General features: G+C 72.8%; 10 protein-coding genes. 6 read left to right on the forward strand and 4 right to left on the reverse strand.

Going from position 1 to position 13,438, the window contains the following annotated elements; genetic code table 11:
* Positions 1–347: 347 nt before the first annotated feature.
* The gene (locus BXA11_RS01235; RefSeq protein ID WP_076432024.1) at positions 348–3,023 is read right to left on the reverse strand and encodes a VIT domain-containing protein; all 2,676 of its coding nucleotides are present in this window, start codon (positions 3,021–3,023) and stop codon (positions 348–350) included.
* 4 nt (positions 3,024–3,027) lie between these two features.
* Positions 3,028–4,071 carry a helix-turn-helix domain-containing protein gene (locus tag BXA11_RS44265; RefSeq protein ID WP_244303558.1) on the reverse strand — a complete coding sequence of 348 codons (1,044 nt, stop codon included), beginning with the start codon at positions 4,069–4,071 and terminating at the stop codon, positions 3,028–3,030.
* A 461-nt stretch (positions 4,072–4,532) separates the two neighbouring features.
* Here BXA11_RS44265 and BXA11_RS01245 point away from each other — a divergent pair, with 461 nt between their 5' ends.
* The gene (locus BXA11_RS01245; protein WP_239104807.1) at positions 4,533–5,624 is read left to right on the forward strand and encodes an alkaline phosphatase PhoX; all 1,092 of its coding nucleotides are present in this window, start codon (positions 4,533–4,535) and stop codon (positions 5,622–5,624) included.
* 113 nt (positions 5,625–5,737) lie between these two features.
* Here BXA11_RS01245 and BXA11_RS01250 read toward each other — a convergent pair whose 3' ends face one another.
* Positions 5,738–6,958 carry an MFS transporter gene (locus tag BXA11_RS01250; protein WP_083743869.1) on the reverse strand — a complete coding sequence of 407 codons (1,221 nt, stop codon included), beginning with the start codon at positions 6,956–6,958 and terminating at the stop codon, positions 5,738–5,740.
* Positions 6,959–7,057: 99 nt separating this feature from the next.
* Here BXA11_RS01250 and BXA11_RS01255 point away from each other — a divergent pair, with 99 nt between their 5' ends.
* Complete coding sequence (locus BXA11_RS01255) at positions 7,058–7,516, forward strand: winged helix-turn-helix transcriptional regulator (protein ID WP_239104810.1); 459 nt, start codon at positions 7,058–7,060, stop codon at positions 7,514–7,516.
* A gap of 213 nt (positions 7,517–7,729) precedes the next feature.
* Here the strand turns inward: BXA11_RS01255 and BXA11_RS01260 are convergent, their stop codons facing one another.
* Positions 7,730–8,638, reverse strand: coding sequence for a bifunctional helix-turn-helix transcriptional regulator/GNAT family N-acetyltransferase (locus tag BXA11_RS01260; RefSeq protein ID WP_076432028.1), 909 nt, complete (start codon positions 8,636–8,638; stop codon positions 7,730–7,732).
* Positions 8,639–8,901: 263 nt separating this feature from the next.
* Between BXA11_RS01260 and BXA11_RS01265 the strand changes: the two genes are divergently transcribed.
* From BXA11_RS01265 to thiI, 4 genes are all read left to right on the forward strand, one after another.
* A complete protein-coding gene (locus BXA11_RS01265; RefSeq protein WP_030508938.1) occupies positions 8,902–9,927 on the forward strand; it encodes a 6-phosphofructokinase in 1,026 nt (341 codons plus the stop codon).
* 184 nt (positions 9,928–10,111) lie between these two features.
* Positions 10,112–11,254 carry a MacS family sensor histidine kinase gene (gene macS, locus BXA11_RS01270; RefSeq protein ID WP_076432030.1) on the forward strand — a complete coding sequence of 381 codons (1,143 nt, stop codon included), beginning with the start codon at positions 10,112–10,114 and terminating at the stop codon, positions 11,252–11,254.
* Positions 11,255–11,349: 95 nt separating this feature from the next.
* The gene (locus BXA11_RS01275; protein ID WP_030508940.1) at positions 11,350–12,000 is read left to right on the forward strand and encodes a response regulator; all 651 of its coding nucleotides are present in this window, start codon (positions 11,350–11,352) and stop codon (positions 11,998–12,000) included.
* A gap of 192 nt (positions 12,001–12,192) precedes the next feature.
* Positions 12,193–13,389 (forward strand): tRNA uracil 4-sulfurtransferase ThiI, encoded by a 1,197-nt coding sequence (gene thiI, locus BXA11_RS01280; RefSeq protein WP_036407118.1) that lies wholly within the window; start codon positions 12,193–12,195, stop codon positions 13,387–13,389.
* Positions 13,390–13,438 lie beyond the last annotated feature (49 nt).

The following is a 13,438-nucleotide window of genomic DNA, read 5'->3' on the forward strand; positions in this document are numbered from 1 at the left end:
GAGGGAGCCGCGGCGTCCCGCACCCACCCCGCCGTCCGATGTCATTCGCCTACCCGAACCCTCGTAGGGGCTCCGCTCACAGCGGAACCCGAACCGATGCGGCCGGGGCCCGGCTTCCCCGCCGGTGCCCCGGTCGCGCTGGTTCTCCTCTCGGCAGGCCGATCCCTCCGGGCGGCGCCGTCCGATGAGCCGGCGGTCGGCTGACCGCACTTCGCGTGGCCGAACTGCTGGCGACAGAGCTGGACGGCACGCCGGGTGGTGCGGCGCGGTGGGCCGGCCCTCCTCGCCGGTGTCCCGGCCGCGCTCGCTTCAGCCCCGTCGTGCGGTTGCCTCTCCCGGACGCCGTCTCACGATCGTTTCCAGAAGGGACGCCGGCCCTCCTTCGCTCCGGGCGCGGACCCCGGGAATGTGGATCCCGGGGATGTGGACCCGGGGGACGTGGGATCCGTCGTGGAGGCGGAGCCGGAGCGGCCGGTCAGGGCCGTCAGCAGGTCGGCCGTCCGCCGCCACAGGTCGTCGAGTGAGACCTCGGCCCACTCGGCCCTCTCCAGGTCGGTCGCGAGCGTGGCGAGGTCCGGGTGACCACCCACCATCTGGGCGACGACGCGGAGGCGACTGGCGAGATCCGCCAGATAGCGCCGCCGCTCCCGCTCGGGCAGCGACTCCGCCTGGCCCAGCCTCGCGAGCTCCTCGGCCAGCACAGGCCGGATGCCCTCGACATCCGTGACAGGGGCGGTTCCTTCGCCGGGATGCGGAAGGAAACGACCGACGGAGAACCCGCGGGACGCCCGTCTCCGAGCCGGTGCGGGCGCCGCGGCGTAAGGCGGGGCAGCGGGTGCGGCAGGAGGTGCGCCGGGCGGCGGAGCCGCTGCGATGGGCCGGTCCGCCGCCGAACCGGGAGGCGTCTCGGGCCCGGCCGGGATGAACGCGGCCATCTTCGCCATCATCGGAGCACCGGCCGCCATCATCGGCATCGCTGTCGGCATCTCCCAGCCGCTCGGCGGTTCGACGGGCTGGATCACCCGGTGCTCCGGGCCGCCCTCGCCGGTGACGCGCGTGTCGACGGCCACGAAGGCGGTGAACCGGCACAGCACGCCAAAGCGCAGCGACGCGTCGACGATCCGCTGTTCGAGGGAGTGGTCGCCCATGGCGTATCGGTCTTCCAGACCGCGCAGATGCGCCCGCGCCCACACGGCCCGGGCCGCCGGGCCGTGGGCGCGACGGCCCTCGATCCGCTCCTCCCAGGGGCGGCCGTCGGCCGTGCGGCCCTGCACCGTGAGGGCTCCGGCGGGCCGCCGCCCTCGGTAACGCCCGCTCACGACCAGGGGGACGCCGGGGTAGAGCGAACCGGCATGCGTGACGGTGTGCGCTACGAGATCCAGGCCTTCCGCCTTCAGCGCGACGTCCGTCACCAGTGGCGAGCCGATGCGGCGGTGGATGTGCTCCATCGCCGCGTCGAGCCGGTCCTCCGACTCGACCAGCTCGCACCGGCCCGAGCCGAGCAGGGCCAGCCTCCCGAGGAACCCCGCGTTCACCGCCCTGTCGATGCCCACGGTGTGCACCCGGATGCCGTGCAGCCGGGCGCCGATGCGTTCGAGGATCTCGTCCTCGTTGCCGACCTGGCCGTCGGTCACCAGGACGAGCACCCGGTCTCGTGCCTGCTCGCCGTACACTCCGGATCCGCCGTGCCGGCCGTCCTCACCCGGCTGACCGGGGTTCGTGCCGGTGGCCTTCCCCGGAGCGGGCGCGGTGTGGCCGTCGAGCAGCCGCAGGGCCTCCTCCAGGGGAGCGAGCATCTCCGTCCCTCCGCGCGCGTCGAGCCGGGACAGGTGCTCGACGGCGCGGTAGCGGTTGCGGTCGCTCGCATCCACCAGTCCGCCCGAGAAGGCCCGCTCCACGACCGAATCGAACGAGAGCACGGCGAACCGGTCATGCCGGGTCAGCGTGTCGACGATCCGGGCGGCGGCCCGCCGTGCGGCCACCATCTTCCAGCCCGTCATGCTGCCGGAGCGGTCGAGCAGCAGGACGACGTCACGGGACGCGGTCCGAGTGGCGTCCTCCGGCGGCGGCAGCAGGGTCAGCACGAAGGTTCCCTCGGCGTCGGCCGTGTCTTCCGCCGTGTCCTCCGCTGTGTCCTCCGCCGTGTCCCTCGCTGTGCCTTCGGCGGAGCCGCTGCCGTCGGTCGTGCCTTCGCCGGGTGAGCGGGCGTCCGCGGCGTCGTCCGGGACGAGCGCGAGCGACGAGGAGGCGTCGAACGCCAGGCGCAGGATGAAGTCACGGTCGAGCCGCTCGCCGGGCCGCAGCCTGATCGTGTCGCCCTCCCTGTCGACCTCATGCAGGCTGGAACGGACCTCACGCAGGTCGAGCCCCGTGGGGTCGATCGTCGTCGCGAGCGACAGCCGTACGGGATAGGGGAAGCCGGGAAGCAGGACGGGCGGCGTGATCCGGGAGGCGTCGGGCACGGCGTCGGTGTCGGGTGCCACGCCGCCACCGGCAGACGGGCCGGGCAGCGGTGCCCCGGGGATGTAGCGGGGGGCCACGACCAGCGGGAAGCGGAACTCGGCCGCGCCGTCCTCGTAGGGAAGCGGCTGGCTCAGCGTGAGGCGGACCACCACGCGCTCCCCGGGAACGATGTTGCCGACCCTGATCGTGAACACGTCGGGCCGGTCCTCCTCGGCGATCGCCGCGCGCCTGCCCTCGGCGAGCGCCCGGTCGTAGTCGGCCCGTGCCTGCCCGCGCTCCTTGAGCACGCCGTCGACCACCCGGTCGTCCGCCTCCATCCGGAAGGCGGTGACCGCGGCCCGCGGCGGCAGCGGGAAGACGTACGTCGCCTCCAGCGACACGTCGAAGGCATTGCGGAAGGTCTGGACGACCTCGACGCCGGCCACCAGTCCGGTGACGTGGGCGGCGACGTCCACGCTTTCCAGCGGAAGGTTGCCCTTCTCGGTCTCCAGTGCTCCGAGCCCGGCGTCCGGCACGGGCCGGCACTCCTCCGGCCGCAGAGGTGTGATGGGAACGGTCATGACGTCATCCCTCCAGCGTGTCGGGCATGTCGGAAGCGTGTGGATCGAGTGCCGAGGCGTCACGGGGGTCATGGGCGCTCTCGAACGGCCCGGCCAGACCGAGCGTGGCGAGGGCCGCGAGAAGCGGCGCCGCGGCCTGGCGCAGCGCGGCCACGTCGTGGCCATGTGGGACCCGGTGGGCCGGATCGAGCAGGACCGTCACCCCGGGCGCGAGCCGTACACCGTGCACGACGTCGACGGGCCCGCTGTTCACGGCCACGGTGTCGACGGGCCCGCTGTTCACGGCCACGGTGTCGACGGGCCCGCTGTTCATGGGCGCAGCGTCCCCGTGGGTGGTGTCCCCGTGCGGGGTGTCTCTGTGCGGGGTGTCTCTGTGCGCGGTCAGGAAGTGGCCGGAGTCCGCAGTGGCGGCGGATGAGGCCGGGCGCGCCCAGAAGCGGTCTCGCGCCGCCGGCCGCGCGACGTCCGGGATGGCGGGCTCGGTGCCGGTTTCCGGACTCGCCCCGCACCAGCCGGGGGCCGGCGATGTGGCGGTGTCCGGCGGGCCAAGAGGGCGGTTCGCGCCGTTCGGCGGGGCCGGGACCGCCGGGCTGCGCGGAGGGGGCGGGGAGAGCGGCCGAGGCGCCGGTCCGGACGACGGCTCGGCGAGCCCGGCGACGCGCTGGAGCATGGCGTCGGTCGCGCCCGCCAGTTCCGCCTGGATGTCGGCGATGGACAGGCCGTCCGCCTGGCGGCGCTTCACGGCCACAAGCTGGAGCAGGTGGCGGCGGCCGTAGAGGGCCACCCGGCCGCGCCGGCCCAGCGGGGGGTCGAGCAGCCCGATCGTCGTGTACCAGCGGATGAGGCGCTCGTTCGGCACTTCGCGGACCCTGCCGTTGGCGCGCGGCTCCGGACCGCCGACGCGCAGTTCCCGGTCCTTGGCCTGTGGCTCCGGACCGTCGTCGCGCGGCTCCCGGGCGTGCCGCTCCTGGCCGTGGACGTGCCGCTCCTGGCTGAGCAGGTCCGCCGCCCGCTCCGCCAGTTCGCCGATCGTCCAGGTGTCGCTCATGCCTCCACGATGACACTGTCACAATGACACTGTCAACATCGCTTCCGTTATGCGGCGGCATGGTTTTCGAAGAGTTCGTCTCGGCGAGGGACGCCGCTTCTCCCGTCGTTCACACGAGACGGCTCGACTGGGTGCCGCGACGTGTGCGACGTGCCGCCGCGGGACAGGAGAACGCGGGACAGGAGAACGCGGGACAGCAAACGCCGGACAGGCGGACGCGGAACCAAAGGCGCAGCAGCCCACGGCGGAGCATCCAAGCGCGGAGCAAGAAGACAACGGAACACGGCGCGGGACAGACGGACCCGGGGGCAGGAACCCCCGGTCGGGTGCCCGCCGGGCGGGCAGGGGAGCGAGGCGGCTCGGCCCGATCCGGCCCGGCGCGGCGGCCGTGCGGAAACGAGCGAACGGCCCGTCGGTGGGCGGCCGGCATGACCAGGGGCAGGTCAAGGAGGCGGTCAGCGGTGCAGGGTACTTCCGTCCGATCGGCGGCGCTCTCGGCGCTGCCGGGAGCGATGTGGCGCGCGACGTTCGCACGGCCTGACGACGGAGGCGAGCCGCCCGGCGGCGAGCCGTACGGGCCGGGGGACGGCCCGTTCCCGGCGGACGTGCTGCGGGCCCTGCCGCCGGGTTTCGCCGGCCGGGTCGTGGCGCGGTCGGGCGAGCGTGCCGGGGGAGTCCTCTGGCACGCGGCCCCGGACGGCGGCGGATGCTTCCCCGACGAAGACGGCTGGATATACGTGTCCAACTGTGCGCTGCCACTGCTCGGCGGCGTGACGGCGCTGCGTTTCGCCCCGGACGGAACCCTGCGCGGCGGTTATCGCATCCTGTCCGGCGCCGACCGCTGCGGGGCCGGCGCCGCGACACCGTGGCACACCTGGCTGTCGGGCGAGCGGACGCCGTACGGCCGGGTCTTCGAATGCGATCCGTACGGCCTGCGCGCCCCCATGCCCCGGCTCGCGATGGGCCTGTTCACCCATGGTGGCATGGCCTGCGATCCCGACCGTGGCGTCGTCTACCTGACGGAAGGGGAGCCGGACGGATGCCTGTACCGGTTCCGCCCTGACGACTGGGGCGACCTCACGACGGGCGTGCTGGAGGTGATGGCCGGCGACTCCGGCGAGGAGTCCGTGACCTGGGAACGGGTGCCGATCCCGGCCCTCCCTGACCACGTGCCCCTGCGTGAACAGGTCAAAGGGGCCAGGAGGTTCGCGGGCGGAGGTGACTGCCGCTGCTCCGACGGCCTGGTGCGGTTCGTCACCGAGGGCGACGGCCGGGAGTGGGCGTACGACGCCGGCCGCGAGCGCCTCATGGTGCTGCGCGAAACGGCAGGAGGGCAGGGCGGCGGTGCGGACGGCGAGATCGTCCTCGTCGCCGGTGACCGAGCGGTGCCGTTCCTGCGCGTCACGGGCGGCTGGACCGTCGCGGGCCCTTCGATGTCCCCGGCCGGCGACCGGCTCTACTTCTCCTGCCGTCCACCCAGGAACGGGTCGCCGGCCCCGGCCCCCGTGACCGTCGAGGTCCGCGGGCCGTTCCGCGATCTCGCCGGCGCCTGAGCCGGCGCCCCCACAAGCCGGGCTGCTCCGCGTCACGTCGAGGTCCACGCCGCGCGGCACACGCGGCGAGGTGATGACGATTCGGCGGATGCTCCGCGGACCGGACGGCTTGGTCAGCCTCTTGCGCTTCCTCCTGCGCCCGGCGCGCGTGCCTGCCTTCTCGGATCGGAGGTTCGCCCTGTCGAGGAGCGGTCCGGGCCGGCCGCCCAGACGACCAGCGCGCAGGCCGCGAACGCGGCCCCGAGGAGACTGCAGCCCGCCCAGCCGTGGGCGGTGAAGACGGCGGTGGTCGCGGCCGCGCCGAGGGCGGAGCCGAGCGAGTAGAAGACCATGTAGCCGCCGATGACGCTGCTGGTGCGCTCCGGATGCGCGGCGGTGAGCAGGTGCTGGTTGCTCACATGCACGACCTGGACCGCGAAGTCGAGAACCACGATTCCGGCGACGAGGAGCCACAAGGACCATGGCAGCCGCGCGATCGCTGCCCACGAGACGACGAGCAGGGTGAGCGCGAGACCGGTGACCGGGGTCGTCCGTCCCGCGTCCGCCCATCGTCCCGCGCGTGCCGCTCCGAGTGCACCGGCGAGTCCGGCGATGCCGAACAGTCCGATCTGGCTCTGGCTCAGCTGCCAGGGCATGCCGGTGAGCGGCAGGGAGAGTCCGCTCCACAAGGTTCCGAAGGAGGCGAACAAGAAGAACGCGATGAGCCCGCGTGTCAGGAAGAGTCGCTGCCCGAACAGTCCGCCGAGTGAGACGACGGCTTGCCTGTACCCCTGATGCCGGTTGGGGCGCTCCTCCGGCGGCAGGACGGCGAGGACGAGGGCCGCGAGCCCGAGTGACAGCGCCGCGAGCACGGCGTAAGAGCTTCGCCAGCCCCACGCCTCGGCGAGTGCTCCGGTGACGACCCGCGCGCCCAGGATGCCGGCCACGACGCCCGAGGTCACGACACCGATGTTCCGTCCGCGTTCGGCGGGCGGTGAGACCGACGCGGCGTAGGCCACGGTGGTCTGCACCACGACGGCGAACACCCCTGCCGCCGCGATCCCCGCGAGCGCCACCCATGCGGCTGACGCCGAGGCCGCCACGATCATGCCCACAGCGCTGATCGCCAGGTGCGCGGCGATGAGCGGGCGCCTGTCGACCACATCGCCGAGCGGCACCAGCAGCACCAGCCCTGCCAGGTAGCCGATCTGGCCGGTCGCGACGATCCATCCAGCGCGGTCCGCGGCCAGACCGAGATCTCGTCCCATCGGCTCCAGAACCGGCTGCGCGGCATAGATGCTCGCCACAGCGACACCACACACGACCGCGAGCAGTAACCGCCGCCACGCGTCCATCGCACCCCGAGCCCGATCCCGATCCCTATCAGTAGCAAAATGCAACCAATTCGACCGTAGGGCAGAATGGTTTCAATCCGCAACTGATTGGGAGGTGCCGTGTCGACCAGCGCCATGCGCGTCCCGGACCCGGGCTGGACCGACCCCGAGTGCCCGGTGGCTCGCACGCTCGATCTCGTCGGCGACAGGTGGAGCCTTCTCGTCATCCGTGACGCGATGGACGGGGCGCGGTCGTTCACCGAGTTCCAGCGGCGCACCGGCATCGCCCGCAACATCCTCGCCGACCGCCTCCGCAGGCTGATCGCTCAAGGGCTCCTCGCCCAGCACACCGCACCGTCGGGACGCCGGCAGGAATACGTGCTCACCGACGCGGGCCGCGACCTCTTCCCGGTCATCCTCACCCTGCGGCAGTGGGGAGAACGCCACGCCTTCGCCCCTGGCGAGACCCATTCCGTCCTCGTCGACCGGCACGGCATCCCCGTGCCGGAGGTCACGCCGACCGGCGCCGACGGCACCCCTCTCGACACCGGCACCACGCTCGTGCGGAAAACCCGATAAGGAACCCGGACGCGCCGTGACGAGGGGGCCTCGCCGGCTTCATCGGGCCTGCGCCGCGTCCGGGGGAGGAGCGGCAAGGCCGAATGCGGGGCGGGGCGAAAGCCCGCCCGGCCCCGCGCCGCCGGGGCCCTCATCGCCTAGTGTCCGGTCCACCTGCCCGAACGCCGTGATGTCACCGTTAGGGCCGCGGCAGCCGCCGGACGGAGCCGGAGGTCACAGGTCCTTGGCCCATACCTGGTCGGTGACGGGGATGCCCGACTCCTCGCCCGGATGCTGCTCCACCAGCTCGAATCCGGCGGCCTGGTAGATCCGGCGGGCGCTGACGAGCACGTCGCGGGTCCAGAGCACGATCCGGCGGTAGCCGGCGGACGCGGCGAAGCGCAGGCACTCGTCGACCAGGCGCCCGCCGATGCCCATGCCGCGGGCGGACGACTCGACCAGCAGCAGGCGGAGCTGGGCCGTCGTCTCGTCCTTGCGCACGCAGAAGATGCACCCCACCGGCTCGCCGCGCACCTCGGCGATCCAGGCCGCCTCCCCGCGGGGGTCGTGGTCCTCGACGTACTCGGCGACGATCCGCGCGACCAGGGCCTCGAACGCGGCGCCCCAGCCGTACTCCTCGCTGTAGAGGACCCCGTGCCGGTGCACCACCCAGCCGAGGTCGCCCGCCCGCGGCGGCCTGATCACGTACGGCTCGCGCCGCTCGGCAGGCTCCAGCAGGCTCCGCACGGCGCCCATCGCGGAGACGAGCCGACGGCGCTCCGGATCGGTCAGCTTCGCCAGCAGGGTCTCGATCTCGGCGGCCGAACGCCGGTCGAGCACGGCGAAGGTGTCGCGACCCTTGGGGGTGAGCCGTACGACCTGGCGGCGGGCGTCCTCGGCCGACCGCTCCCGGGACACGAGCCCGTCGCCTTCGAATCTGGCGAGGATCCGGCTCAGGTAACCGGGGTCGAGACCGAGCATGGCCCTGATGTCGGCGGTGTCGGCCGCCTCCCTGGTGCCGAGTTCGAACAGCACCCGCGCTTCGGTCAGGGAGTAGGAGGTGTCGTGCATTCCGGCCCCGAGTACGCCGATGACGGACGTGTAGAAGCGGTTGAACGCACGGACTTCGGGAACTATGTCCATTTTTCCCTTGCCTAACTCAAGGAAATGATTGACGGAGTCAAAGATAGAGCCGCGGCGGGTCGTTGGGAAGACGCCACTTACGACGCGGGTGGTCTCGTCGTGCGAGACTGAGTTGGTCCGGTCGGCCGGGTGGCGTAGCCTCTCCTTTTGGTCTAGACCATTGAGACAGGCTCAGGCAGAATGCGATGCGGTGGAGCGCCGGGGCCTGCGTCGGGCCGGCCGCGCCATTCCACGCGTAATCCCAGATGGAGGAAGAACCCGTCATGCGTATTGGAGTCCTGACCGGAGGCGGCGACTGCCCCGGGCTGAACGCGGTGATCCGCGGCGTCGTCCGCAAGGGCGTCGGCGTGTACGGGCACGAGTTCGTCGGATTCCGCGACGGCTGGCGTGGCCCTCTGGAGGGCGACACCATGCCGCTCGACATCCAGGCCGTCCGGGGCATCCTGCCGCGTGGCGGCACCATTCTCGGCTCCTCCCGCACGAACCCGATCAAGATCGAGGGCGGCGTCGAGCGGATCAAGGAGAACCTCGCCGCGCAGGGCGTCGACGCGCTCATCGCCATCGGCGGCGAGGACACGCTGGGCGTGGCCAAGCAGCTGTTCGACCGCGACGTGAAGGTCGTCGGCGTGCCCAAGACGATCGACAACGACCTCAACGCCACCGACTACACCTTCGGCTTCGACACCGCGGTCAACATCGCGATGGAGGCCATCGACCGGCTGCACACCACCGCCGAGTCGCACCACCGCGCGCTGATCTGCGAGGTCATGGGCCGTCACGCGGGCTGGATCGCGCTGCACGCGGGCATGGCCGCCGGCGCCAACGTCATCCTCATCCCGGAGAAGCCGTTCGACATCGAGAAGGTCTGCGCCTACGTCGAGTCGCGGTTCAAGACCCGCTACGCGCCGATCATCGTCGTCGCCGAGGGCGCCCACCCGCTCGAGGGGCAGATGGCGCTGCAGGCGGGCGAGCTGGACGCGTTCGGCCACGTGCGTCTCGGCGGCATCGGCGAGCTCCTCGCCAAGGAGATCGAGAAGCGCACCGGCAAGGAGGCCCGCACCACGGTCCTCGGCCACATCCAGCGCGGCGGCACCCCGACCGCCTACGACCGCGTGCTCGCGACCCGCTTCGGCCTCGGCGCGATCGACGCGGTGAACGAGGGCGACTTCGGCAAGATGGTCGCGCTGCGCGGCACCGACATCGTCCGCGTCCAGCTCGCGGAGGCGACCGCCGAGCTCAAGACCGTGCCGGCCTCCCGCTACGAGGAGGCCGAGGTCTTCTTCGGCTGATCGGTGGCGGGCCCGTCACCGCGGCCCGCGCACGATCCGGTACGGCTCCCGCGTCGCCCCGCGGGAGCCGTACGCATGTGCGGTCTCGAACGGCACGAAGTGAACCCCCGGGGCGCGGCGATTGCCCGAGTATGTGAGCGGAGGGCCCGGCCCTCCCGGCTCGATCACGAGAGGGCGCCGCGCGATGGGCATCGAAGGACCGTTCTGGCGGGCGATCGCCGTCTTCCGCGTGGCGTCGCTCGCGTACGCGGCGCTGCTCGTGCTCAGGGCCGGCGGCTACGACCGTCCCGCCGTGGCCTGGGCCGTCGTCGGCGTGATGGCCGTCTGGACGGTGGTCATGCTCGTCCCGCCTCCCGCCGCGCGGCGGGCACCGCTGCTGGCCGCCGACCTCGTCGTCACGGCGGCGTGCCTGCTGGCCTCGCCGTACGCGCAGAGCCGCGACGACATGCTGGCCGGGGCGATCCCGATCACGGCGACCTGGGCGGCCGGGCCCGTCCTGGCGTACGGCGTGGCGCGGGGACGCCGTGCCGGTGCGGTCGCCGCCGCGGTCATGTCGGCGGCCGACCTGTGGCTGCGCAGCGGCAACGGGGTCGACCTCGCCTCCATCCCGGTGAACGGCGCCGTGCTCATGTTCATGGCCGGCGTCGTCGTCGGGCACGTCGCGCGGCTCGCGCGGGAGGCCGAGGAGCGCATGCGGCGCGCCGCGCGGATCGAGGCGGCGGGCCGCGAGCGGGAGCGGCTGGCCCGCGGCATCCACGACTCGGTGCTCCAGGTGCTGGCCCTGGTGCAGCGCAGGGGCGCGGAGATCGGCGGCGAGGCGGCCGAGCTGGGCAGGCTGGCGGGGGAGCAGGAGGCGGCGCTGCGGGCACTGGTGCAGGTTCCGTCAGGCGCGGCGGAGGCCGAGGCCGACCTGCGTGAGCTGCTGCGGCCGTACGGCACCTCGCGGGTGACCGTGTCCGCGCCCGCGACGCCGCTGCCGCTGCCGGCCGAAAGCGCGCGGGAGGTGGCGGCGGCCGTCGGCGCGGCCCTCGACAACGTCGCGCGGCACTGCCCCGAGGGCACCCGGGCGTGGATACTCGCGGAGGAGGACGGCGGCGCGGTCGTGGTCACCGTACGCGACGACGGACCGGGCATCCCCGAGGGCCGGCTGGAGCAGGCGGCCCGCGAGGGGCGCATGGGCGTGGCCCGCTCGATCCGGGGCCGGGTGGCCGACCTCGGCGGCACGGTGGCCATCACCTCGTCGCGGACGGGAACGGAGATCGAGCTGTCGGTTCCGGTGAGCGCGGACGAGGCGCGGGCGGACGAAAAGAGCGGGAGGCGGTCGTGAGCGGAGACGAACGGCCGGGCGCGGATGATGCCGCGCGTCCGGCCGCCGGCGCAGGGGCGGCGGCCGACGGCCGGGAACGCGCGCGGGTGCGGGTCATGGTGGTGGACGACCACCCGATGTGGCGGGAGGCGGTCGCCAGGGACCTGACCGAGGCCGGGTACGACGTCGTCGCCGCCACCGGGGAGGGCCGCCAGGCGCTGCGCGTCGCGGCGGCGGTGCGGCCGGACGTGGTGGTGCTGGACCTGCGGCTGCCGGATCTGCCGGGCGTCGAGGTGGCCCGGGGGTTCGGCGCGTCCGCCGCCCCGCCGCGCGTGCTCGTCCTGTCGGCCAGCGCCGAGGAGGCGGACGTGCTGGAAGCGGTCAAGGCGGGAGCCTCCGGGTATCTCGTGAAGTCGGCGAGCCGGGAGGAGTTCCTGGACGCCGTCCGGCGCACCGCAGAGGGCGACGCCGTCTTCACTCCCGGCCTGGCCGGGCTGGTGCTGGGGGAGTATCGCCGGCTGGCCCATGGGGCGGCCGGCCCGGGCCGGGACGCCGCGCAGGACGGCCCCCGGCTGACCGACCGGGAGACCGAGGTGCTGCGCATGGTCGCCAAGGGCCTGACCTATCGGCAGATCGCCGAGCGTCTGGTGCTGTCGCATCGCACCGTGCAGAACCACGTGCAGAACACGTTGAGCAAGCTCCAGCTCCACAACCGGGTCGAGCTGGTCCGCTACGCGATCGAGAAGGGCCTGGCCGAACTCGACTAGCGACGACGACGCGGCGGGGCGATGCGGCGAGGCAAAGAGTGGAGGGGCGCCGGGAGCCGATCGGCGCTGGTACGGCGGCGGCATTACAGTGGGAAGCCCGTATCGCCGTGACGCGTTGTCCCTGGCGTATGTCCCCTGGCCGTGCCCTCCCCGGCGTGACGGCCGTCCATGTCCGTCCGGAGGTTTCCACAGATGACCATGACCGCCCTCGGAGAGCCCTCGGTGCTGCTCAAGTTAGGCGAGGTGGTTCTGAAGGGCCGGAACCGCGAGATCTTCGAGATGCGCCTGCGGGCGAACATCAAGCACGCTCTCAAGGACCACCGGGTCGACATCCGCCAGCGGCACGGGGTGATCGCCCTGTTCCTGCCCGCGGGGACCGAGGTGGAGGAGGCGGAGGTGGTCGCGGCCCGCGTGGCCGACGTGCCCGGCATCGTGCTGGTCCACCTGGCCTGGCGGGTGGCGAAGGACACGGACGCGATCACCAAGGCCGCGATCGAGCTGATCAGGGACAGCGACGAGGTGGCCCGCAAGGCGCGCTTCGCCGTACGGTCGCGGCGTCGCGACAAGCGCTTCCCGCTGCGCTCGAACGAGCTCGACCGCGTGGTCGGCGGGGCGATCAACGACACCTACGGGCTGCCGGTCGACCTGAGCAACCCGGAGCTGACCGTGCACATCGAGGTGGACAAGGACGAGGCGTTCCTGTTCACCGGCGGCCGGCCGGGTCAGGGCGGCCTGCCGGTCGGCTCCAGCGGCCGGGCGCTGGCGCTGCTGTCCGGCGGCATCGACTCCCCGGTCGCCGCCTACCGAATGATGCGGCGCGGCCTGCGCGTGGACTTCCTGCACTTCTCCGGCATCCCGTTCACCACCTCCGAGTCGATCTACAAGGCGTACGCGCTGGTGCGCAACCTGGACAAGTTCCAGGGCAAGTCGCGCCTGTGGGTGGTGCCGTTCGGCAAGGCACAGCAGTCGATCAAGAACTCCGGCCAGGACAGGCTCGCGGTGATCGCGCAGCGGCGGCTGATGCTCAAGACGGCCGAGGAGGTCGCCCACCGCATCCACGCCGAGGCGCTGGTCACCGGCGACAGCCTCGGCCAGGTCTCCTCGCAGACCCTCACCAACATCACGGCCCAGGATCACGCCGTGGACCTGCCGATCCTGCGTCCGCTGATCGGCCTGGACAAGACCGAGATCATGGCCGAGGCCCGCAGGATCGGGACGCTGGAGATCTCCGAGCTGCCCGACGAGGACTGCTGCACGCTGCTCGCGCCCCGGCAGGCCGAGACCCGCGCGAAGATCGAGGACCTCAAGCAGATCGAGAAGCGCCTGGACGCCGAGGACCTCGCCGCCCAGCTGGCCGATTCGATCCAGCCGTACAAGCTCGACGTCTGAGCCCGCGTCGTCCTCCGGCGCCGCCGGGGCCCGGGGCCGCGTGACGCGG

It is taken from the genome of Microbispora rosea, from assembly GCF_900156315.1.
Lineage (GTDB): Bacteria > Actinomycetota > Actinomycetes > Streptosporangiales > Streptosporangiaceae > Microbispora > Microbispora rosea.